The sequence below is a fragment of the Pseudomonas sp. NPDC090592 genome, assembly GCF_044769185.1.
Classification (GTDB): domain Bacteria; phylum Pseudomonadota; class Gammaproteobacteria; order Pseudomonadales; family Pseudomonadaceae; genus Aquipseudomonas.
On record NZ_JBIVXJ010000019.1, the window covers coordinates 14,440 to 35,787 of the forward strand.

Consider the following 21,348-nt stretch of genomic DNA (forward strand, 5'->3'; position numbering starts at 1 on the left):
TGGTGTGCCTGTGGGAGCGGGCAAGCCCGCGAAGAGGCCGGCACAGCAGACACAAAAAAGCCCCGGCATCGCTGCCGGGGCTTCTTCTTGTAGCTTGCAGCTTACAACTTGCTGCTCAGCTTACGCCTGAACCACCGGGATCTTGGCGTTGGCTGCCGCTTCGCGGAACTCGGCGATCTGGTCGAAGCTCAGGTAGCGGTAAACGTCGGCAGCCATGCTGTCGATGTCTTTCGCGTACTGCATGTACTCTTCGACGGTCGGCAGCTTGCCGATGATCGAAGCGACAGCAGCCAGTTCGGCCGATGCCAGGTACACATTGGTGGCGTCGCCCAGACGGTTCGGGAAGTTACGGGTCGAAGTGGAAACCACGGTCGAACCGGTCTGCACACGTGCCTGGTTACCCATGCACAGCGAGCAGCCTGGCATTTCCATGCGCGCACCGGCCTTGCCGTAGATGCCGTAGTAGCCTTCTTCGGTCAGCTGGTGAGCGTCCATCTTGGTTGGCGGAGCCAGCCACAGGCGGGTCGGGATGCCGCCCTTGACCTTGTCCAGCAGCTTGCCGGCAGCGCGGAAGTGGCCGATGTTGGTCATGCACGAACCGATGAACACTTCGTCGATCTTCTCGCCCTGTACCGAGGACAGCAGGCGGGCATCGTCCGGGTCGTTCGGCGCGCAGAGCACAGGCTCCTTGACGTCGGCCAGGTCGATTTCGATGATTTCGGCGTACTCGGCATCGGCGTCAGCCGACAGCAGCTCAGGGTTGGCCAGCCAGGCTTCCATGGCCTGGGCGCGACGCTCCAGGGTACGTGGGTCGCCGTAGCCTTCGCCGATCATCCAGCGCAGCAGGGTGATGTTGGACTGCAGGTACTCGGCAATGGCCTTCTCTGGCAGCTTGATGGTGCAACCGGCAGCGGAACGCTCGGCCGAGGCGTCGGACAGCTCGAAAGCTTGCTCGACGGTCAGTTCGTCCAGGCCTTCGATTTCCAGGATGCGGCCGGAGAAGGCGTTTTTCTTGCCTTTCTTCTCTACGGTCAGCAGGCCCTTCTGGATGGCGTAGTAAGGGATGGCATGAACCAGGTCACGCAGGGTGATGCCTGGTTGCAGCTTGCCCTTGAAGCGCACCAGGATCGACTCTGGCATGTCCAGCGGCATGACGCCGGTGGCAGCGGCGAAGGCTACCAGGCCGGAACCGGCCGGGAACGAGATGCCGATCGGGAAACGGGTGTGCGAGTCGCCACCGGTACCCACGGTGTCAGGCATCAGCATGCGGTTCAGCCAGCTGTGGATGATGCCGTCGCCCGGGCGCAGCGACACGCCGCCACGGGTGCGAATGAAGTCTGGCAGGGTGTGGTGGGTGGTGACGTCGATCGGCTTCGGATAAGCCGCGGTGTGGCAGAACGACTGCATCACCAGGTCAGCGGAGAAGCCCAGGCAGGCCAGGTCTTTCAGCTCGTCACGGGTCATCGGGCCAGTGGTGTCCTGGGAACCGACGGTGGTCATCTTCGGCTCGCAGTAGGCACCTGGGCGCACGCCCTGGCCTTCTGGCAGACCGCAAGCACGGCCGACCATTTTCTGCGCCAGGGTGAAGCCCTTGCCGGTGTCGGCAGGCTGCTCTGGTTTCTTGAACAGGTCCGATGGGCCCTGGCCCAGTTCGGCGCGGGCTTTTTCGGTCAGGCCACGGCCGACGATCAGCGGGATACGGCCGCCAGCGCGTACTTCGTCCAGCAGCACTTCGGTTTTCAGCGCGAACTCGGTAACCAGTTCGTCGCTGCCGTGACGGCGTACTTCACCTTTGAACGGGTAAACGTCGATGACGTCGCCCATGGCCAGGTTGGTGCAGTCGAATTCGATCGGCAGGGCGCCGGCGTCTTCCATGGTGTTGTAGAAGATCGGGGCGATCTTGGTGCCGAAGCAGAAACCACCGGCGCGCTTGTTCGGCACGTTCGGGATGTCGTCACCGAAGAACCAAAGTACCGAGTTGGTAGCGGATTTACGCGATGAACCGGTACCAACCACGTCACCTACATAGGCAACCGGGAAGCCCTTGGCCTTGACGGCTTCGATCTGGGCCAGCGGGCCGACCGAACCTGGCTGCGACGGCTCGATGCCGTCACGGGCCATTTTCAGCATGGCCAGGGCGTGCAGCGGGATGTCAGGGCGCGACCAGGCGTCCGGGGCAGGGGACAGGTCGTCGGTGTTGGTTTCGCCTGGCACCTTGAACACGGTCAGGGTGTACTTGTCGGCGATGGCCGGGCGCGAGGTGAACCACTCGCCGGCAGCCCACGATTCCAGCACGGCCTTGGCGTGAACGTTGCCGGCCTTGGCTTTTTCGGCCACGTCGTGGAAGGCATCGAACATCAGCAGGGTGTGCTTGAGCTGTTCGGCCGCGACGGCGCCCAGTTCGGCGTCATCCAGCAGTGCGACCAGCGTTTCGATGTTGTAGCCGCCCTGCATGGTGCCCAGCAGTTCGGTGGCGTGCTTGCGGTCGATCAGCGGCGACTTGGCTTCGCCTTTGGCGATGGCAGAGAGGAAAGCGGCCTTGACGTAGGCAGCTTCGTCGACCCCTGGCGGTACGCGGTTGGTGATCAGGTCTACGAGGAAGGCTTCTTCGCCGGCCGGCGGGTTTTTCAGCAGCTCGACCAGGCCTGCAGTTTGTTCGGCGTTCAGCGGCTGGGGCACGATACCCAGGGCGGCACGCTCTTCGATGTGTTTGCGGTAGGCTTCAAGCACAGTTATTTCCCTCATCAGTGGTCCCTAAAGGGGGTCCGGGACGCTTATCCAGCATTCAATGCACCCATGCGCTGCCACGGCTTTGTGGGCCGCCCAGCCAGAGTCGCAAAGAATCCTTACAGAAGCTGCTTTCAAAGTTTTACGCCTGCAGAACGGGGAGCTGATGAGGGCTGGCACGGGCATGCGAGGGATGCATGGCCCGGGCCAACGCCGTTCTACCGGATTAACTGTGCTCGTGACGCTTTGAAAACAGCTTCCAACGGACATTGTTGCCTTGAAAAGGCGCATTGATTCTACGGCAAAAAAAGCGCGAAGGTAAGGCGCAGAAGATGACTTTAACGAGTGACCGTGGTTAGACAAAGGGCTAACATGGGCCGGTGTTCCACCGCCAAGCTGTTGTTTTTCATGTCCAACAAGTCCATCAAGACCCCTTGCGTCGGCCTGTGCTCCACGGTGTACGGAGACACGGTTTGCCGTGGCTGCAAGCGGTTTCACCACGAAGTGATCAACTGGAACGGTTACGACGACACGCAGAAGCGCGCCGTGTGGCTGCGCCTTGAGCAGTTGCTGGTGCAGGTGATGATGGCCAAGCTGGAGGTGTTCGACAAAGGTTTGCTGCGCCAGCAACTGGAGCAGCGCTCCATCCGCTTTGTCGAGCAGCAGTCGGAATATTGCTGGGCGTACCAGCTGATTGCCCGCGGGGCGCGGATGATCCGGGACCTGGAGGCCTACGGCATGGTGTTGCTGCCAGAGTTTCGCGACTGGGAACTGCCGCAATTGCGCGATGCCATCGACCGCGAGTTCTTCTTGCTGTCCGAGGCGCATTACCAGCGTTATATCGCTCCGTCTTTCCTCAACGAGGCCATTGGGCTGGAGCGCGTTCCAACTGCTCGACGCAGTTGAGGCTGCGTAAGGTTCACTTGCCCGACAACCGGACAGGAGAACCAAACCATGAGTCACTATGAATTCCAACCCGCCAAAAGCTTTGTCGCCAAAATGTACTGGCAGCCCGAAGACGCCCCGGAAAGTGCCTGCCCCGTGGGTGATACCGGAAATGGCGACTCGCCCTTCACTAGCGGTGGCTGGCTCCATGCAGATGCAGATCACTACACCGACCACAGGGCGTCCAGCTATGTGATCAGCCGGCGAAAATTTCGCACGCTGTTCTGGTTCGGCTGCTACGAAACCGTTGGCGAGTGGGATTTCGAGATTCGCGCGGCGCAGGACGAGCAGAATCACCCCCACTGGCAGCGCCACAATCATCGGCTGGATGTCAGTCGCAACGGTTATCTGGCGCTCTATCCAGCCAGCGAACCGGCGGGCCATGATCCGCTGGCGGCTTCCTCCATGCTTTGGCGCCTGGAGGGGCTGGACATGGCCAAGGTCGAAACAGGGGCGGTCATTGCCAGCCTGGGGCTGGTAAGCCTTCATGGCAGGACTGTGAAACGCCTGTTCGACGATGGCTTCCCGTACCTGAATCAAGAGTCCGGTCAGGCCGGTTACCTGGCCCTGAAGATCGTTCGCACAGGATGCGCCGCGCCCTGAATGGCGGGATTTTTCAGTCTCCGGTGTATTCGCAACCGCTGGTGCAGGTCTCGTGAATGCGCACTTTCGAGAGTTCCGGCATCAGCGGTTTGACCTGCTGCCAAATCCACTTGGCGATCACTTCGCTGGTGGGGTTCTCCAGGCCAGGAATGTCGTTCAGGTAGTTGTGGTCCAGCTGCTCGTAGATCGGCTTGAAGATCGCCTTCACCTCGGCAAAGTCGCGGATCCAGCCGGTGTGCGGGTCCAGCGGGCCGGTCAGGTGCAGGCCGACCTTGAACGAGTGGCCATGCAGGCGGCCGCATTTGTGCCCTTCGGGGACGTGGGGCAGGCGGTGGGCCGATTCGAATGTGAACTCTTTGAAAATTTCCACGCGGGGTTAGCTCTGTGTGAATCAAGAATGGGTGCAGTTTACCAGTTCGCCTTAATATCTTCAGCGCTTATCAGATCGAGCGCCGCCCGCGCGGGCTTCGCGGGGCAAGCCCGCTCCCACATTTGTTGCAACGTACCGAACCTGTGAGGCCAGGGTTGTCAGCCTGGTTGCCCTGACTGGATTTCTCGACTGGCGCATCCGCCGCCCCACCTGTCTTGAGAAATGCGCCAAGGCGGACAACGCCGTTCCCACAGGCATGGTCACGTTGCAACAAATGTGGGAGCGGGCTTGTCCCGCGAAGCGCCGCGCGGGCGGCGCTCGATCTCACAGCCACCGCCTTTCCTGCGCCTTGCACCTGGCCACTCATCGCCCCACTGCCAACCGGCTGCGCTATCATGGCGCCAGCTGTTTTCAGGTTGAATTAAGGACCGGTGGTTAGTCTTGACCCCGTACCCAACTTGCACAGTTCTCAGGAGAGAAGAACGATGAAAACCTTGACTGCCCTGTTCACCGCCGCCGCCCTCGCCCTGGGCGCCAATGCTGCCTTCGCCAAGGACGTACAGCCCGACGAAGTGGTCAAACTGGTCAATGCCAAGACCATCAAGTCGCTGGACGAGCTGAAAGCCACCGCCGTGGCCAAGCACCCGGGCGCTACCGTCACCGACTCGGAGCTTGAAGACGAGTACGGCCGCTACATCTACAAGGTCGAACTGCGCGACACCCAGAACGTCGAGTGGGACGTGGCGCTGGACGCCAAGACTGGTGAGGTGCTGAAGGACGAGCGGGACAACTGATGATCCACTTACCGCGGCCGGCGCGCTACCTCGCGCTGGCGCTGCTGGCCGTATGCTCGCTTGCCGCTGCCCGCGACCTTGATCAGGACGAAGCCCTGAAGCTGCGCCAGAAGGGCGTCATCCTGCCGCTCGAGCAATTGCTGGAAACCGCCCTGGGGCGTTACCCCGGGGCGCGTTTGCTGGAGGCCGAGCTGGAAGAAGACGACGATCGCTACGAATATGAAGTCGAACTGCTGACGGCGGAAGGTGTGGTGCGCGAGATCAAGCTCGATGCCAGCACCGGTGCCCTGCTCAAAGACGAGGAAGACGACTGAATGCGCCTGTTGCTTGTCGAGGACAATGTACCGCTGGCCGATGAACTGACCGTGGGCCTGCAGCGCCAGGGCTATGCCGTGGACTGGCTGGCCGATGGCCGCGATGCGGTTTACCAGGGCCAGAGCGAACCCTACGACCTGATCATCCTCGACCTTGGCCTGCCAGGCTTGCCGGGCCTGGACGTGCTCGCCCAGTGGCGTGCCGCCGGCCTGGCCACACCGGTGCTGATCCTTACCGCCCGCGGTTCGTGGGCCGAGCGTATCGAGGGGCTCAAGGCCGGGGCTGATGATTACCTGAGCAAACCGTTCCACCCGGAGGAGTTGCAACTGCGTATCCAGTCGCTGCTGCGCCGTGCGCGCGGCCTGGCCAACCAGCCGACTCTGGAGGCCGCCGGCCTGCACCTGGATGAAAGCCGCCAGTGCGTGAGCCGTGATGGCGTGGATATCCAGCTGACCGCCGCCGAGTTCCGCCTGCTGCGCTACTTCATGCTGCATCCGCAGCAGATCCTCTCCAAGAGCCACCTGGCCGAGCACCTTTACGACGGTGAAACCGAGCGCGATTCCAATGTGCTGGAAGTACACGTCAACCACCTGCGGCGCAAGCTGGGCCGCAGTGTGATCGAGACCCGGCGCGGGCAAGGCTACATTTACGCGGGGAGCGCCGTGTGAAGTCGATTCAGGCACGCCTGAGTCTTGGGCTGGTGGCGGTGCTGGTGGTGGTCGGTGTGGTGCTGGCGCAACTGACCTTGTGGCTGTTCGAGGCCGGCCTGCAACGCTACCTGGAAAACGGCCTGCGCAAGGAAAGCGAGAACCTGCTGGTAGCCCTGGTGCGCGGGCCATCCGGCCTGCAGCTGGATGAGCGGCGCATTTCGGCGGCCTACCAGCGGCCGTTTTCCGGTTATTACTTTCGCATCGATTTCGACCAGGGCACCTGGCGCTCACGTTCGCTGTGGGACCTGGATATGCCCAAGCCCGCCGCGCCCGGGCTGTCCGACAGCCATGAGCTAGGCCCGGAAGGGCAGCAACTGCTGGCCCTGCGTGCCGATTATCGGCGCCTGGGCCAGGACATCTCCATCAGCGTGGCACAGGACTATTCGCCGGTGCGCGAGGGTTTCAGGCGCATGCAGCAGATTGGTCTGGGCATGGGGCTGGTGGCGCTGATCCTGGTGCTGGTGCTTCAGCGCATAACCGTGACGCGCTCGTTGCGGCCCCTGGAGCGGGCCCGCCAGCAGATCGCCCAGTTGCAGCAGGGCCAGCGTTCGCAGCTGGATGCCGAGGTGCCCAGCGAGCTGGCGCCATTGGTCGGGCAGATCAACCATTTGCTGAGCCACACCGAAGACAGCCTGCGCCGTTCGCGCAATGCCTTGGGCAACCTGGGGCATGCGCTGAAGACGCCGTTGGCAGTGCTGCTCAGCCTGGCGTCCAGTGAGCGCCTGAAAGATTTGCCCGAGGTACGTGCGCAGATGCGCGAGCAACTGGAGCAGATTCAGCAGCGGTTGGCGCGTGAGCTGAACCGTGCGCGGTTGGCGGGGGATGCGTTGCCCGGTGCGCAGTTTGACTGTGACGCCGAGCTGCCGGGGCTGCTGAGCACCCTGGGCATGATTCACGGAGAGGGCTTGCTACTGGCCAGGGACGTACCCCCCGGTTTGCTGCTGCCGTGGGATCGCGAGGACTTCCTTGAGCTGCTGGGCAACTTGCTGGACAACGCCTGCAAGTGGGGTGACAGCGAGGTGCGACTGGGCATCGCGCCGGATGCAGAGAGCTACCAGCTGTGGGTCGATGACGATGGCCCAGGTATTCCCGAGAGCCAGCGCCAGCAGGTGCTGGAGCGCGGTTCACGGCTGGATGAGCAGGTGGACGGACATGGTCTGGGGCTGGGCATTGTGCGGGATATCGTCGAGGCGTGGGGCGGGCAGTTGGCGCTGCTGGAAAGCCCTTTGGGCGGGCTGCGGGTGGTTGTCGAGCTACCGCGCAAGGCTCGTTAATGCCGGTACCGCGGTCCCTGTGGGAGCGGGCTTGCCCGCGAACACCGGCGCAGCCGGTGCCATCCAGCGCGTCGCCTGATTCGCGGGCATGCCCGCTCCCACAGGACCAGCGGCGCGCCCGAGAAGTATCAGTAGTGCAAAAAAATTGCAGTTCAGGCGCATTTTTTTGAATTAGCCCAATCCTGTCCCACCCGGCAGAATCCCCCCCACGAAACCCTGCGGTTTCCATCTCTCCACGGAAGGAGCCCCTTGTGGTATTGCACGCGCAATACGAGGCCCAGGCCACCTCGGCTGGGCTTTCTTTTTAATCAGAAAAACCAAAGATCCCGATTATTTAAATGTCTGCCTCGCGTTCCGAAAGTCGTCTGCAGCGGCTGTTGCCGGCGCCCCTGAATATTCCCCCCAAAGAATGGCTGCGTGCCGGTATCGGCGCGTTGCTCGGCCTGTTCCTTGCCGGTTGGCTGACCAGCCTGGCCTATGGCCCCGGCATCGCCCTGCACCTGCTGGGCCCGTTGGCCGCATCGGCCGTGCTGGTGTTCGCCGTGCATTCCGGCCCATTGGCCCAACCCTGGCCGGTGCTGGGCAGCTATGCCCTGGCGGGTGCGGTGGGCCTGGCCATGCGCGAAGGCTTTGGCCCCGAGCTGTGGGTGGCCGCCGCCGCCCTGGGCGTCTCGCTGCTGGTGATGTGCCTGCTGCGCTGCCTGCACCCGCCGGGTGGCGGGGTAGCGGTGAGTGCTGTGCTGGCCGACTCGGGGCTGACCGCGCTGGGCGATCACTTGTTGGAGCCGGTATTGCTCAATGCGTTGATCCTGGTGGCGGTGGCGGTTGTCTACAACCGCCTGACCGGCGTGCGTTACCCGAAAGGCGCGGTGCCGCGCAAAGACCTGCACCACACCCATGACCCATTGCCCGGCGAACGGGTGGGCATCCGCAGTGAAGACCTGGACCAGGCGCTGGAAGAGCTGGGTGAGTTCGTCGACGTGACCCGTGACGAACTGGAGCGCATCATCCTGGCCACTGAGCAGCATGCCCTGCAACGTAGCCTGGGCGGTATAACCGCAGCCTCGGTGATGTCCCGCGACGTGCAGTTTGCCACCCCCGATACCACGCTGGAGCAGGCCTGGAAAATGCTCGCCAGCCACCACCTGAAAACCCTGCCAGTGTTGCAGCAAGGCAAGCTGGTGGGCATCGTCAGCCTCAGTGACCTGGTCGGCCCGGCCATGCAGCGTGGCCGGTTCAGCTGGCGCGGGCTGTTCGGTCGCAAGGCCGTGCGCATGCAACAGGTGATGAGCCAGCGGGTAGTCAGTGTCAGTAGCCAGCACCCGCTGGAGCGCCTGCTGCCGTTGCTGTGCGAACAAGGCCTGCATTGCCTGCCGGTACTCGATGGCGACCAGCTGGTGGGGGTTGTCACCCAGACTGACCTGATCGCCGGCCTCAAGCGTCAATTGCTCAACAGGGCCGACGCTTCAGATAAGCGGGTCCCAGCGTTGTGACCAGTCGCTGGCGCCGGCTGCCACCAGCCGGCGCAAGACAGCGAAGGCCTGTTGCAGGGCTTCGCTGTCGCGCTTGCGCGGGTACACCAGGTAAGTGGGGTAGGTGAACTCCGGCGCCTGCGGCACCCGCTCGAACAGGCCGCTGTCCAGATAGGCCTGTACCACCCGCGTGCGGAAGTAGCCACTGCCGCCCTGGTCGAGGATGAACTGCAACGCCAGCGGGCCCAGGTTGAAGCTGAGCGCCGCGCGTGCGCAGTCGGGCAGAGCGGCATCGTGCTGGCGGCGGAAGGCCTCACCCCAGTCGATGTAGATGTACGGCTCCGGCTGGGAGACCCGGCGCACGCGGATCAGCTTTTCTTCCATCAACTGTTCCACCTGCAGCCCCGGGCCGTAGGTCGGCTGGTACACCAGCGCGGCGTCCAGCAAGCCCATATCCACCTTGCGCAGCAGTGACTCACCGTCGCTCACCTCGCTGCGGATGGCGTGGCTGGGCAGTTCATGGTGCAGGGCAGTGACCCAGTCGAGCAGCATCGGGTTGCCCAGGCTTACTTCACCCCCCACATGCAGCACCTGCTGGCAGCCCTCGGGTAGCGGCAGGTCGCGCCGCGCTGCTTCCCAGGTTTGCACCAGCTGGTTGGCATAACTGACGAATGCTTCGCCGTCGCTTGTCAGGCTGGCGCCATTGCGGCTGCGCACGAACAGTTGGCAGCCCAGTTGCTGCTCCAGGCGCTGTACCCGGGCGGTAATGGCTGTTTGTGACACGAACAGGCGTTCGGCAGCGGCGACCAGGCTGCCGCAACGCACGATTTCCAGAAAGGTTCGGGCCTGTTCGATATCCATGGGTTGCTCGGTGGCTGGAGGGGTGGCCTATTCTAGAGGCTTTGCACCGTTATGGGGCGCTTTTGCGTTGTCTGCAAATTTGCAGGTCGGTTGTGACTTTAGTCCCATGGCGGCGCGGGTGTAGCGGTCCATACTCAGGTTTCGCCCTTCAATAACAACAAGTACCGGGTTCCCTTCGATATGAGCTACCAGCACAGCTACGCCCATTCCATTTCCGACCCTGCCGCTTTCTGGGCGGAACAGGCCGCGCACCTGGCCTGGCACCGCAAGCCTGCCCTTACCTTGCAAGACAATGCCGACGGTACCCACCGCTGGTTCGCCGATGGCCGCCTGAACAGTTGCTACCTGGCCCTTGATCACCAGATCGGGCAGGGCCGCGGCGAGCAGTTGGCGCTGATCTACGATTCGCCAGTGACCGGCGTGCAGCAGGCCTACACCTACAACCAACTGCGCGACGAAGTGGCGCGCCTGGCCGGTTTGTTGCGCCAGCTAGGTGTGAAAAAGGGCGATGGCGTGATCATCTACATGCCCATGGTGCCGCAGGCGGCCATGGCCATGCTGGCCTGTGCGCGGATTGGCGCAGTGCATTCGGTGGTGTTCGGCGGCTTTGCCGCCAACGAACTGGCCCTGCGCATTGATGACGCCCGGCCTACGCTGCTGCTGACAGCATCCTGCGGGCTGGAATTTGACAAGGTAATTGCCTACAAGCCGCTGGTCGACCGCGCCCTGCAACTGGCCCGGCATCAGCCGCGCAATGTGCTGGTGGTGCAACGCCCACAGGCCAAGGCTGAACTGCAGCCAGGTCGCGACCTGGACTGGCAGGTGGCACTGGCCAGCGCCGAGCCGGTGGCCCCGGTCGAGCTTGATGCCGGCGACCCGCTGTACATCATGTACACCTCGGGTACTACCGGCAAACCCAAGGGCATCGTCCGGGAAAACGGCGGCAATGCGGTGGCGCTGTGCTACGCCATGCGCCATATCTATGGCATGCAGGCGGGCGATGTGTGGTGGGGTATTTCCGATGTGGGCTGGGTGGTCGGCCATTCGCTGATCGTCTATGGGCCGTTGATGAGCGGCTGCACCACGGTGTTCTACGAAGGCAAGCCGATCCGCACCCCGGACGCCTCGGCCTACTGGCGGGTAGTGGAGCAATACAAGGTCAATGCGCTGTTTTGTGCGCCCACGGCCATGCGCGCCATCCGCAAGGAAGACCCGGAGGGCGAGCTGATTCGCAAGCACGACCTCAGCTCGTTGCGTCAGTTGTTCCTGGCGGGGGAAAAGCTCGACTCCAGTACCCATGAATGGCTGGAGCGGGTCAGTGGCAAGCCGGTACACGACCACTGGTGGCAGACCGAGACCGGCTGGCCGGTCACCGCACCCTGCGTCGGGCTGGAGGGGAGTGCGGCGAAGCCTGGCTCCAGCAACCGTGCGGTACCGGGCTATCACGTGCGTGTGGTGGATGATGAGGGGCACTTGCTGGGTCCCAATCAACAGGGCTCGATCGTAATTGCCTTGCCATTGCCGCCCGGGTGCAGCCAGACCTTGTGGGGCGACCACGAACGTTACTTGCAGGCGTACCTGCGCACCTATCCCGGGTATTACCACACGGGCGACGGCGGCTTTCTGGACGATGAAGGTTTCGTCTACATCATGGGGCGCACGGATGATGTGATCAACGTGTCGGGGCACCGGCTGTCTACCGGTGAAATGGAGGACCTGGTGGCCTGCCACCCGGCGGTGGCCGAGTGTGCGGTGATTGGCGTACACGATGAAATCAAGGGCCAGGTGCCGTTGGCGCTTGTTGTGCTCAAGGACGGCGAGGGCATTGCCGAGGCGCAATTGCTGGTGGACCTGGTGGGCAGCGTGCGCGAAGCGATTGGCCCGCTGGCCTGTTTCAACCGGGTACGGCTGGTGAAGCGCTTGCCGAAGACGCGCTCGGGGAAAATTCTGCGGGCGGTGCTGCGCAAGATTGCTGATGGGCAGGACTATGTGCCGCCTTCGACCTTGGATGACCCAGCGGTGTTGGGGGAGATCGAGGCGGTGCTGGCGGATTTGCCCAGGGCCGGGTGATGTTTTGACTTTACTGGCCTCTTCGCGGGCATGCCCGCTCCCACAGGTACACCACAGGCCCTGAAACCTGCGCCGTACCTGTGGGAGCGGGCGAGCCCGCGAAGAGGCCGGTTCAGGCAATGCAAATCTAAGGGGCTACCTGATGCAGCTGCCCCAACCGGCTACGCGTGCGCATCAGGTCGGCCAGCGGCCCGTCCAGGCTCTCTTCCAGCGGCCTTTTGCCAATCACCGTCACCTGCCGGTCCTGGTCATACAGCACATCCACCAGGTTGACGAAGCGTTGTTGTGCCGCCAGCGAACACTCCGCCAAGTCATCCAGCCCATCAATCACCCACTCATCGTACTGCCCGGCCAGCACCAGGTAGTCGATCACAGCAGTAGCCTTCTCGCACAAATCGTCAAAGCCAAGTACCACTCGCCGTCCATCAACGGCCAGCGCGCGCAGCGGGCGTTTGTTCACTTCCAGCATCACCGGCTGTTCGGCAGGCACGTTCAGCGCCCGGCGCTGTTCGGCATTGCCCGGCCAGACATAGTGCCCCTGGGTAAAACGCTGGTGCTCGCGGTTGGCCGGCAGGCTGCGAAAATCCGTATCGCCGCCCACCTCCAGTACATCCATCGAACTGTTGATCAGCCGGATCACCGGCAGGAAGCGCTCATGGTACAGCGGGTTGGGCAGCAACCCTTCGGGTGCATAGTTGGAGGTCACCAGCAGGAACACCCCACGCGCGAACAGGGCATTGAACAGCCGGGTGAGCAGCATGGCATCGCCAATGTCATGCACGTGGAATTCGTCGAAACACAGCACCCGGCAATCGCCCACCAGCTCATCGAGGGTGGCGCCCAGTGCGTCATCCAGTGCCCGGTGGCGGTGCATGCCCTGGTGCAGGCGGGCGAAAAAGTCATGGAAGTGCAGGCGCAGCTTGGCTTCTACCGGCACTGCATGGAAGAAGCCATCCAGCAGCCAGCTTTTGCCACGGCCCACCGAACCATGCAGGTACAGGCTGCGCGGCTGCCCTTGCTCCAGCTGCGCCAGTTGCTCGGCCATGCAGTGGATCACCCGTCGCTGGCCGTCACTCAGCTGGTAGCCCCGGCTTCGGGCTTTGTCTTCGAACCAGTCGAGCAGTTCGCCCTGGCTGGCGGCTGCGCCGCGCAGGCGCTGGCCAAGCTGGCGAAGTGGGGCAGGGATCCAGGCAGACAAAAGCGATGCTCCTTGGGTGGTAGGCGGGGCAGCGTGCAGCTTGCCCGAGGGCGGCCATTTTGACTAATACAGAAAGTGACCGGCAATGATCGCTTCATGCGATAGGTCAGCCACCCGCGCGGGTGAAAATGACTAACTCGCTGTTTTATGGCAATTTTTTTTCATCAGGGGGTTCACAGACCTGAACTTTGTTGTTAAAGTGCCGCGCATTCCAAGACAACAACCCAGTTGTCACTCAGTTGGAATTGTCAGGGCAGCAAATGCTGCATCCGATACAGGGGCGTCGCCAAGCGGTAAGGCAGCAGGTTTTGATCCTGCCATGCGTTGGTTCGAATCCAGCCGCCCCTGCCATTTTTCAGATTACAACGTGTTCAACCCAGTGCTTATAAGCCCTGGGTTTTGTCGTGTCCGTAGTTTTAATTACGCTGTTCCGGGTTATGCGGAAATTCTCAGGGTCTCATTCAACACCCTGGCCAGCTCATCCGCCTGCACCGGCTTTTGGATCACCACGCTGCCCGGTAGCTCAAGCCCCTGCAATTCGGCATAGCCCGTCAGGAATACTACCGGCAAGCGCGGGTAGCGTTCACGGGCTGCCAGCGCCAGTTGCGCGCCATTGAACTCGGGCATGGCGAAGTCGGTCAGCAGCAGGTCGATCTGCTCGTCCAGCAAGGCCAGGGCCTGTTCGCCGCTGTGCGCCTGGCGCACCTGATAGCCGTACTGGCGCAACACGTCACCCAGCATGTCGCGCACCAGGTGGTCATCATCCACCAGCAGCACGGTGCGGTTGTGGCCGCTGTCGCTGATAGCCTGGCTGCGCAGCGGTGCCACCGGTTCGCTTACCGCCTGGTCCTTGACTGCCGGCAGGTACACTGCCACCTGCGTGCCCAGGCCAGGCGTGGTGTCGATACGCACTCCGCCGCCAGACTGTTTGGCGAAGCCGAACACCTGGGCCAGGCCCAGGCCCGAGCCCTTGCCGATGTCCTTGGTGGTAAAGAATGGCTCGAACACCTTGGCCAGCACGTCTTCGCTCATGCCGCAGCCGGTATCGCTGATGCTCAGCATCACGTACTCGCCCGGGTCCGGATCTTCCGGGCGTTGCGGCTGGGCGTCGATGCGGGTGTTGTGGGTGGTCAGCGTCAGCTGGCCACCCTCGGGCATGGCATCGCGGGCATTGATGGCCAGGTTGAGGATGATCATTTCGGTCTGGGTGGGGTCGGTCAGTGCCTGCCACAGGGCCGGGTCCAGGTCCAGGCGCACCGAGACGTTGCCACCCAGGGTGCGGCGTAGCAGCTCTTCCAGGCCGGCCAAGGTCTGGTTGAGGTTAAGTGGCACCGGCTCCAGGCGCTGGCGGCGGGAGAACGCCAGCAGCTGCGAGGTAAGCTTGGCGCCGCGCTCGCCGGCTTCGCGTATGTGCGTGAGGCGGGTGCGGGCCTTGTCCAGGTCGGCTTTGGCCAGGTCGCGCTCCAGAAAACTGGCGCCCGTGAGGATCACCGTCAGCAGGTTGTTGAAGTCGTGGGCCACGCCGGCCGTGAGCTGGCCGACGGCTTCCAGCCGTTGCATCTGTTGCAGTGCGGCCTCGATGCGTTCGCGCTCGTTGATCTGCTCGCGCAGGCGGGTGTTGGCTTCGGCCAGGCCCAGGGCGGATTCGCGTTCACTGGTAATGTCCCGTGCCACCACGTACAGCAGGGTGTCTTCCGGCACCACAACCCACGACAGCCAACGCTGCTGGCCACCGGCATGCAGGATGCGCCCGACGAAGCGGGCACTGGTGCGGCCATGGGCGAGGGCGGCCAGTTCGGTGAGAAGCAGTTCCTGATCGGTCTCGGGCAGCAGGTGCAGCAGGGACGACTGGCTCAGGCGTTCGCGCGAAAAGCCCAGGCTGGCTTCCCAGGCGGGGTTGAGCGCGACCGGGGTCAGGTCCTTGTTCAGCACGGCCAGCAAGTCCTGCGACAGCTCCCAGGCGCGGTCGCGTTCGCGGGTGCGGCGCTCTACCCGCTCACCCAGTATCTCGTTCAGCTGGCGCAGCGCCTGGGTGGCCAGGCGCTGCGTGTGGATGTCCTGCAGCACGCCGGAAAAGCGCACGCACTGGTCGTCGACGAACTGGCACTGGCCGCTGCTGAGCAACCAGCGCGGCTCCAGCCCGTTGGGTTGGGCAATGCGGAATTCGACCCGGTAATGGCCGCCGCTTTCCGGGCGCATGGCATGTTCCACCGCCTGGTGCACCAATGGCCGGTCGTCGGGGTAGATGCCAGCGTAGAACACCTCAAGGCTCATCTCGGTGCTGGTAGGCAGGCCGAACAGGGTCTTGCAGCGGTCGTCCCACAGCAGCAGGCCTTCTTGCGGGCGCAAGTCCCAGGTACCCATGCCGGCGGCATCGATGGCAATGCGTGCACGCGCCTCGACGTTTGCCAGCGCTTCTTCGGCGCGGCGCCGGCGCTGGCGTTCCTGCACCTCGGTCAGCGCCCGGCGCACGGCCTTGGGCAGCAGCGGGAGGTTTTTCTTCAATACATAGTCGGTGGCGCCCAGGCGGATCATCTCTACCGCGTGCTCTTCGCCGTAGATGCCGGACAGGAAGATGAACGGGGTGTCTGGCGCCAGGCGTTGGGCGATGGCCAGTACCTCGGTGCCGGACGAGCCAGGCAGCACGCAGTCGCACAGGATCAGCTCGTAACGGGCCTCGCGCAGGGCATGCTCGACGCCGACATGGTCGAACACCAGGTGCGAATCCACGAGCAGCCCGCTACGTTCCAGGCGCATCAGGGTCAGCTCGGCGTCCATCGAGCTGTCTTCGACCATCAGTAGTTTCAGCGGCGTTTGCTGCATCGTTGCGGCGGCCTCAGTTGCTACCGCGACGGTTCAGCCGCAGTGAGCCGGGTGGGGGTTCGTTGAGCACTGCCCAGAATACCCCGAGGTCGGAAATGGCGGCGACGAATTCCTTGAACTCCACCGGTTTGACCACGTAGGCGTTGACCCCCAGTTCATAGGCGCGCAGCAGGTCGGGTTCTTCGCGCGAGGAGGTCAGCATCACCGTGGGGATGCTGCGCAGCTCGGCGGTGGCGCGGACGGCCTTGAGCACTTCCAGGCCGTCGACCTTGGGCAGCTTCAGGTCCAGCAGCAAGACGGCGGGGTTGCCGTCGTCGCGTTCGGCGTAGACATTGCGGCGCAGCAGGTAGTCCAGCGCATCGGCACCATCACGGAGCACGATGACTTCGTTGGCCAACTGGCTGCGCTCCAGGGCCAGCAGCGTCAGCTCCAGGTCCCTTGGGTTGTCTTCGACCAGCAGGATCGGTTTGAGCATGGTGATAGCGGTACCTCAGGTGGTTGCGGGGTGGCGCGGGAGGGTGAAGTGGAAACTGGCGCCCTGGTCGATCTGGCCCGTGGCCCAGACCCGGCCGTCATGGCGCTCGATGATGCGGCGTACGCTCGCCAGGCCAATCCCGGTGCCCTCGAAGTCCTCCATGCGGTGCAGGCGCTGGAACACGCCGAACAGTTTGTTGGCATAGGCCATGTCAAAGCCCACGCCGTTGTCGCGGATGCAGATTTCGGTTTCGCCTGGGTGCTGCGCGGCGCTGATGCCGATGTGTGCCGGGTTGCGGCCACGGGTGTACTTGATGGCATTGGCGATCAGGTTGTGCAAGGCCATGTTGATGAATGCCGGATCGCCGATCACCTTGGGCAGTGGCGCGATGTCCCAGACAATTGCACGCCCTTCGTAATCCGGCGCCAGTTCGCTGCGAATGGCATCGACCAGTGCATTGAGGTCGACGTCCGACAGGCGCAAAGCCGAACGGCCCATCTGCGAGAAGTTGAGCAGGTTGTCGACCAGGCTGCCGGCGAAGTGCGCGGCCTCGCCGATATGCTGCAAGTAGCGCTTGCCGCGCTCGCTCAGCCCCTGGCTTTCGATTTCGCCAAGCAGTTCGGTGTAGCCGGCGATGTGCCGCAGGGGGGCTCGCAGATCGTGGGACACACTGTAGGAAAACGCTTCGAGCTCCTTGTTCGAACGGCGCAACTCGCCAGCCAGTTGCGCCAGCTCTTCGGCCTTGCGCAAGACAATGCCCAGCACTGCGCTGCGCAGTTCCACCACGCCCTCGATCACCAGCGGGTCCCAGGGCTCGCAGTAGTTGCGCAGTTCTTCCTGCCAGCGTTCGAAGCTGTGCCGCGGGTCGAGGTTACCCTGTGGCCCGACCTGTTTGCTCGGCTGGCCAGCCCAGTTCACCGTGCGTACTTGCTCGGGGCGAAACCATAGCAGGTAGTGCGAATGAATCTGTGAGATGGCCACGGCCAGCACGCCGCCGGCATGGGCGGCCAGCTCGGGCAGGTCGGTAATGTCGCGGCGCAGGTTGTCGCTTTGGAACACGCTGTCTCCGGTGCGCTGGGCAAGCCAGTGCACCAGCGCGGTTACCTGGGCTTCAGGCGGGGTCTTGCCGATCAGGTCGCAGCGTTCGGCCGAGATCACCGCGGCGCCCTGGGCACCGGCAAAGGCCAGCAACACGTGGGGCAGGTCGCGCAGGCCGTCGCTGACGCTGTCGTGGTCGGCCATGGACGAGATCATGCGCACAATGTGTTGGCGCAGCGCGAGCAGCTTGCGCGTGCTGGCATGCGCCTCGCGAGACTCGATCTGCAACGACAGCACGCTGGCCAGCAGCTCGCAGGCCGTGCGGGTGCGCAGGTCCACCGCACGCGGCTGTTGGTGGTGGCAGGACACCAGCCCCCACAGCTCGCCATCCACCACGATCGACAGCGACATCGAGGCCAGCGTGCCCATGTTGCGCATGTATTGCAGGTGCACCGGTGACACGCTGCGCAGCGCAGAGAATTTCATGTCCAGTGCCTTGCCGGTGCGCGGGTTGGTGGCCGGCAGCAGGGGTGAAGGCTGGTAGTTGGCATCCTCTATCACGCGGATGCGGTTGACCCGGTAAAGGTCGCGCGCCTGGCGCGGGATGTCTGCCGCCGGGAAGCACAGGCCGAGGTAACTGGGGTAGCCCGGGTCGGCCACCTCGGCCAGCACCTGGCCGTTGCCTTCGGCATCGAAACGGTACGCCTTGACCCGACCAAAGCCGGTGATGCGCTTGAGCTGTAACACCGTCTGTTGCAGCAGCTCTTCAAGGCTGCTGGCCAGTTGCAGGCCGCCGACGAAACTGCGCACCAGCGGGTAGTAGTCACCTTGCCCGACCAGGTCTGGCGGCAAGCGTGGGGGCTCGAATTCGGCTATCAGCACTTCATCGTGACTGTGTACCAGCAGGTGCAGCGGGGCGCTGTAAGGCGCGCCTTGGGCCAACCGTACGTCACCGATGTGAAAGGGGAAGATTTCATCCTCGGGCAGCCGCGACAGCTGTGTGCGCAGGTCAAAGCCCTCGTTGACCAGGTTGGCGAAACTGCACCCGATCAGTTCCCGGGCCGGCAAGCCCAGCCAGTGCTCGACGTTCTCGCTGGCCTGCAGCACGCAAAGCTCGGCGGCGTCCAGCACCAGCAGAAAACCGTGGGGCTGGATACTGCTCGGCAGGTGGATCGGTTCGCGCGCACAGCGTTCCATGGCTTCTGCCAGCGTGTTGTCTGCAGTCATCAATGAAAACGCTCCTGTCATGTCCGTCCAGGTATGGCCAATATGCCTGGCGCAGGATGAGACTTGTTCATCCTACCAGAAACCAAGCACATTTACCGGCTCTTGGCCATTGGAGGCACAGCTGCGGCCTGGGTTCGGCACCGTGCCGGCTTTTTTTACAGGGCGCTATCGCTTTGTTGCTAATACCAAAAAACGGCTTGATGCCACCACCGGTGCGCGGCCTCGCTGCTACGCTCAATTCAGGACTTGACGACAAGGATAACAAGGTGGCGGAGCGCTTGGTGGCCGTGCTGTTGGGCCTGTTGTTCAGCGGCAGTACCGTGGCAGTGGATTTTCTCGTGGAAGTGCGGGTGCTGGTGCAGCGTGGCTGCATGCTGGTCAATCAGACACGCGATGCGGGAGCCCAGGCCCTGGGGCAAATCGACCTGGGTGCAGCAGCGCGCCTGGACAGCCCGGATGCACCGCTCAGTGGCGTATTGCTGAACCAGCGCCCGCCGCGTCTGGAGTGCAACCCCGACACCCCTTACCAAGTACGCGTCGACGGTGGCCAGCATGGGGGCGTCGGCGAACTGCGCTACCTGGCCAGCAGTGACCGCACGGCCCGGCCCATTCCTTACCGCCTGTACCGCGACGCGGCCTGGCGCGAGCCGCTGGTGGTGGGCGTGGCCCAATCGGCGAGGGTGCCAGGCAGCGGCTCGGTCGAACTGCCGTTGTACGCACGTATCGACAAACTGGCCTGGGTCCCGAATGCAGGCGTTTACGCCGACCTGCTCAAAGTCACGGTCACCTGGTAGGGACGCCGCCATGCACAAGGACGCCACGCCATGAACCGCACATCGATCTTGCTGCTCACCCTCGGCCCGCTACTGGTGCCTGGCGGTACAGCGCATGGCAGCACCACCGGCTTCATCCAGGCGCGGCTGGTGATCAGCGCAGCCTGCCAGATCAGCAGCAACGATACGCAACCCGCGGTACTGGATAACCCCGGCATGCTGGACTTTGGCGAGCGTGGCCCGAACTGGGACCAGCCGCTGCGCAGCCGGGTTGACGAGGCGAGTGGTGAGGGCAGCCTGCAGATCAGTTGCACGCCCGAAGTACGGGCCTTCAACGTGCGGATCAATGGTGGCCTCAATGGCGACGATGGCGTACGCCGCCTGAGCAATGGCCGCCAAATGATCCCCTATCAGCTGGCGGTCGACCCCGGTGGCAACAGCCGCTACGTCATCGGCCAGGCGCGTGCCTTTACCGTCAACAGCGCCCAGCAGATTCCGATTCCCATTTACGGTGTGGTAGTTGCGCAACCCCGCGCGCTCCCGGCCGGGCTGTACCGCGACACCCTCAGAGTGACCCTGGACTGGTAGACACGCAAGGAGACTCCGATGCGAACGACCCTTTCACGCTGCATGCTCGCAGGCCTTGGCCTGGTACTGGCTTCCCAGGCTCAGGCCGCCACGGTGACCGGCACCATCAACTCCACGTTGACCCTGATTGCGGCGTGCCAGGTCAATGGCAGCTCAGGCACCTCAGGGCTCAACTTTGGTGCCTTGAACTTCGGTACCCAGGATGCCCTGTTCACCACGGCCAATGGCCAGGTACTGGGCGGCGGCGGTGGTGCCATGAGCATCCTCTGCTCGGCCGGCACCGTACCGGCGATCCGCGTACGTGCGGGCGCCCATGACGGGCAGTCGTCCGGAGGGACGCGTGCACTGGCTGATGGTGCGGGCAACTTCGTGCCTTACGATTTCTACACTGATGCCGGCCGCACGCAGCTGCTGGCCATCGACGGCACCATCACCCTGCCGACCAGTACCGGCGTGGCCCAGACCGTCAACCTGTACGGCCAGGCACGGGGCAAGGCGGGCCTGCCTGCCGGGGTATACACCGACACGGTGGCAGTCGAGCTGTCGTTCTGAGCCATGCGCCGCTGGTTGACGTGGGGCCTTGCCGGCACCGGTCTGCTGCTGGCTACACCGTTGAGTGCGGTGACTACCAGTACCTTCACCGTGACGGCACAAATCGTTGCCGGCTGCCTGGTGGTGGGGGGCGTCACCAGCTATGGGACGCTGGACTATGGTACGCAGTCAGCGTTGTCCACCGGCATCCTCAGCACCTCGCTGGGCGGCAGCACGGTCACGTTCCAGTGCACGCCGGGCGTGGCCATGAACATGAGCGTGGATGGTGGGCAGAACAGCGCCAGTGGCACACGTAACCTCAAGCGCACGAGCGGCACGCAAGTGCTGGCCTACCAGCTGTACCGGGATGCGGCCTACAGCCAGAGCCTGGCCATAGGCACCAGTGTGGCCGTGAGTTATTCCGACCCGACGGCGATCAAGCTGCCGGTGTACGGGCGGGTCCAGCTGACCGGCAGGCTGCCGGCAGGGACCTACACCGATGTGGTGCAAGTGACGGTGACCTGGTAAACGCCAGCGCCACCAACGACAAGAGT

The 21,348-nt window shown here is 63.5% G+C and carries 19 protein-coding genes and 1 tRNA gene; 13 read left to right on the forward strand and 7 right to left on the reverse strand.

What is annotated here, in order from left to right; translation table 11 throughout:
* Positions 1–120: 120 nt before the first annotated feature.
* A complete protein-coding gene (gene acnB, locus ACIQUI_RS17745) occupies positions 121–2,730 on the reverse strand; it encodes a bifunctional aconitate hydratase 2/2-methylisocitrate dehydratase (RefSeq protein ID WP_403201154.1) in 2,610 nt (869 codons plus the stop codon).
* A 405-nt stretch (positions 2,731–3,135) separates the two neighbouring features.
* Here acnB and ACIQUI_RS17750 point away from each other — a divergent pair, with 405 nt between their 5' ends.
* Complete coding sequence (locus tag ACIQUI_RS17750) at positions 3,136–3,633, forward strand: DUF1289 domain-containing protein (protein ID WP_403200938.1); 498 nt, start codon at positions 3,136–3,138, stop codon at positions 3,631–3,633.
* Positions 3,634–3,681: 48 nt separating this feature from the next.
* Positions 3,682–4,275: a hypothetical protein gene (locus ACIQUI_RS17755; protein ID WP_403200940.1), complete on the forward strand. Its 594-nt coding sequence runs from the start codon at positions 3,682–3,684 to the stop codon at positions 4,273–4,275.
* 13 nt (positions 4,276–4,288) lie between these two features.
* Here ACIQUI_RS17755 and queD read toward each other — a convergent pair whose 3' ends face one another.
* A complete protein-coding gene (queD, locus tag ACIQUI_RS17760; protein WP_103448138.1) occupies positions 4,289–4,645 on the reverse strand; it encodes a 6-carboxytetrahydropterin synthase QueD in 357 nt (118 codons plus the stop codon).
* A 485-nt stretch (positions 4,646–5,130) separates the two neighbouring features.
* Here queD and ACIQUI_RS17765 point away from each other — a divergent pair, with 485 nt between their 5' ends.
* From ACIQUI_RS17765 to ACIQUI_RS17785, 5 genes are all read left to right on the forward strand, one after another.
* Complete coding sequence (locus tag ACIQUI_RS17765) at positions 5,131–5,439, forward strand: PepSY domain-containing protein (RefSeq protein WP_016714736.1); 309 nt, start codon at positions 5,131–5,133, stop codon at positions 5,437–5,439.
* Positions 5,439–5,753 (forward strand): PepSY domain-containing protein, encoded by a 315-nt coding sequence (locus tag ACIQUI_RS17770; RefSeq protein ID WP_016485921.1) that lies wholly within the window; start codon positions 5,439–5,441, stop codon positions 5,751–5,753. The genes ACIQUI_RS17765 and ACIQUI_RS17770 overlap by 1 nt, the downstream gene beginning before the upstream one ends.
* Complete coding sequence (locus tag ACIQUI_RS17775; protein ID WP_403200944.1) at positions 5,754–6,422, forward strand: response regulator transcription factor; 669 nt, start codon at positions 5,754–5,756, stop codon at positions 6,420–6,422.
* Positions 6,419–7,738 (forward strand): sensor histidine kinase, encoded by a 1,320-nt coding sequence (locus ACIQUI_RS17780; RefSeq protein ID WP_403200947.1) that lies wholly within the window; start codon positions 6,419–6,421, stop codon positions 7,736–7,738. Before ACIQUI_RS17775 ends, ACIQUI_RS17780 begins: the two co-directional genes overlap by 4 nt.
* A 338-nt stretch (positions 7,739–8,076) precedes the next feature.
* The gene (locus ACIQUI_RS17785; RefSeq protein WP_403200949.1) at positions 8,077–9,231 is read left to right on the forward strand and encodes an HPP family protein; all 1,155 of its coding nucleotides are present in this window, start codon (positions 8,077–8,079) and stop codon (positions 9,229–9,231) included.
* Here the strand turns inward: ACIQUI_RS17785 and ACIQUI_RS17790 are convergent.
* Positions 9,205–10,071 (reverse strand): LysR family transcriptional regulator, encoded by an 867-nt coding sequence (locus ACIQUI_RS17790; protein WP_403200952.1) that lies wholly within the window; start codon positions 10,069–10,071, stop codon positions 9,205–9,207. The two genes, ACIQUI_RS17785 and ACIQUI_RS17790, sit on opposite strands and share 27 nt — an antisense overlap.
* Before the next feature lie 180 nt (positions 10,072–10,251).
* On the opposite strand from ACIQUI_RS17790, the gene ACIQUI_RS17795 reads away from it, so the two are divergent.
* Positions 10,252–12,141 (forward strand): propionyl-CoA synthetase, encoded by a 1,890-nt coding sequence (locus ACIQUI_RS17795; protein WP_403200954.1) that lies wholly within the window; start codon positions 10,252–10,254, stop codon positions 12,139–12,141.
* Between the two features lie 127 nt (positions 12,142–12,268).
* Here the strand turns inward: ACIQUI_RS17795 and zapE are convergent, their stop codons facing one another.
* Positions 12,269–13,339 carry a cell division protein ZapE gene (gene zapE, locus ACIQUI_RS17800; protein WP_403200956.1) on the reverse strand — a complete coding sequence of 357 codons (1,071 nt, stop codon included), beginning with the start codon at positions 13,337–13,339 and terminating at the stop codon, positions 12,269–12,271.
* A 276-nt stretch (positions 13,340–13,615) separates the two neighbouring features.
* On the opposite strand from zapE, the gene ACIQUI_RS17805 reads away from it, so the two are divergent.
* Positions 13,616–13,690: transfer RNA gene (locus tag ACIQUI_RS17805), tRNA-Gln, on the forward strand.
* 84 nt (positions 13,691–13,774) lie between these two features.
* On the opposite strand, the gene ACIQUI_RS17810 is transcribed toward ACIQUI_RS17805, so the two are convergent.
* From ACIQUI_RS17810 to ACIQUI_RS17820, 3 genes are read right to left on the reverse strand one after another with little or no spacing between them, the layout of a single operon-like run.
* Entirely contained in the window at positions 13,775–16,162 is a 2,388-nt protein-coding gene (locus ACIQUI_RS17810; protein ID WP_403200960.1) for a response regulator, read from the reverse strand.
* 13 nt (positions 16,163–16,175) lie between these two features.
* A complete protein-coding gene (locus ACIQUI_RS17815; RefSeq protein ID WP_403200962.1) occupies positions 16,176–16,637 on the reverse strand; it encodes a response regulator in 462 nt (153 codons plus the stop codon).
* 15 nt (positions 16,638–16,652) lie between these two features.
* Complete coding sequence (locus ACIQUI_RS17820) at positions 16,653–18,902, reverse strand: ATP-binding protein (protein ID WP_403200964.1); 2,250 nt, start codon at positions 18,900–18,902, stop codon at positions 16,653–16,655.
* Positions 18,903–19,168: 266 nt separating this feature from the next.
* Between ACIQUI_RS17820 and ACIQUI_RS17825 the strand changes: the two genes are divergently transcribed.
* Genes ACIQUI_RS17825 through ACIQUI_RS17840 form a run of 4 tightly spaced genes read left to right on the forward strand, consistent with a single transcriptional unit; the run spans position 19,169 to position 21,322 of the window.
* A complete protein-coding gene (locus tag ACIQUI_RS17825) occupies positions 19,169–19,696 on the forward strand; it encodes a spore coat U domain-containing protein (protein WP_403200967.1) in 528 nt (175 codons plus the stop codon).
* A gap of 30 nt (positions 19,697–19,726) precedes the next feature.
* The gene (locus ACIQUI_RS17830) at positions 19,727–20,263 is read left to right on the forward strand and encodes a spore coat U domain-containing protein (RefSeq protein ID WP_403200969.1); all 537 of its coding nucleotides are present in this window, start codon (positions 19,727–19,729) and stop codon (positions 20,261–20,263) included.
* An 18-nt stretch (positions 20,264–20,281) separates the two neighbouring features.
* Positions 20,282–20,815 (forward strand): spore coat U domain-containing protein, encoded by a 534-nt coding sequence (locus ACIQUI_RS17835; protein WP_403200972.1) that lies wholly within the window; start codon positions 20,282–20,284, stop codon positions 20,813–20,815.
* 3 nt (positions 20,816–20,818) lie between these two features.
* Positions 20,819–21,322 carry a spore coat U domain-containing protein gene (locus ACIQUI_RS17840; protein WP_403200974.1) on the forward strand — a complete coding sequence of 168 codons (504 nt, stop codon included), beginning with the start codon at positions 20,819–20,821 and terminating at the stop codon, positions 21,320–21,322.
* The last annotated feature ends 26 nt before the right edge of the window (positions 21,323–21,348 follow it).

What these genes read in the sequence shown, in the direction of transcription:
- ACIQUI_RS17750 (WP_403200938.1), top strand. Translation starts at nt 3,136, where the DNA reads ATGTCCAACAAGTCCATCAAGACCCCTTGCGTCGGCCTGTGCTCCACG.
- ACIQUI_RS17755 (WP_403200940.1), top strand. Translation starts at nt 3,682, where the DNA reads ATGAGTCACTATGAATTCCAACCCGCCAAAAGCTTTGTCGCCAAAATG.
- ACIQUI_RS17765 (WP_016714736.1), top strand. Translation starts at nt 5,131, where the DNA reads ATGAAAACCTTGACTGCCCTGTTCACCGCCGCCGCCCTCGCCCTGGGC.
- ACIQUI_RS17770 (WP_016485921.1), top strand. Translation starts at nt 5,439, where the DNA reads ATGATCCACTTACCGCGGCCGGCGCGCTACCTCGCGCTGGCGCTGCTG.
- ACIQUI_RS17775 (WP_403200944.1), top strand. Translation starts at nt 5,754, where the DNA reads ATGCGCCTGTTGCTTGTCGAGGACAATGTACCGCTGGCCGATGAACTG.
- ACIQUI_RS17785 (WP_403200949.1), top strand. Translation starts at nt 8,077, where the DNA reads ATGTCTGCCTCGCGTTCCGAAAGTCGTCTGCAGCGGCTGTTGCCGGCG.
- ACIQUI_RS17790 (WP_403200952.1), bottom strand. Translation starts at nt 10,071, where the DNA reads ATGGATATCGAACAGGCCCGAACCTTTCTGGAAATCGTGCGTTGCGGC.
- ACIQUI_RS17795 (WP_403200954.1), top strand. Translation starts at nt 10,252, where the DNA reads ATGAGCTACCAGCACAGCTACGCCCATTCCATTTCCGACCCTGCCGCT.
- ACIQUI_RS17810 (WP_403200960.1), bottom strand. Translation starts at nt 16,162, where the DNA reads ATGCAGCAAACGCCGCTGAAACTACTGATGGTCGAAGACAGCTCGATG.
- ACIQUI_RS17815 (WP_403200962.1), bottom strand. Translation starts at nt 16,637, where the DNA reads ATGCTCAAACCGATCCTGCTGGTCGAAGACAACCCAAGGGACCTGGAG.
- ACIQUI_RS17820 (WP_403200964.1), bottom strand. Translation starts at nt 18,902, where the DNA reads ATGACTGCAGACAACACGCTGGCAGAAGCCATGGAACGCTGTGCGCGC.
- ACIQUI_RS17830 (WP_403200969.1), top strand. Translation starts at nt 19,727, where the DNA reads ATGAACCGCACATCGATCTTGCTGCTCACCCTCGGCCCGCTACTGGTG.
- ACIQUI_RS17835 (WP_403200972.1), top strand. Translation starts at nt 20,282, where the DNA reads ATGCGAACGACCCTTTCACGCTGCATGCTCGCAGGCCTTGGCCTGGTA.
- ACIQUI_RS17840 (WP_403200974.1), top strand. Translation starts at nt 20,819, where the DNA reads ATGCGCCGCTGGTTGACGTGGGGCCTTGCCGGCACCGGTCTGCTGCTG.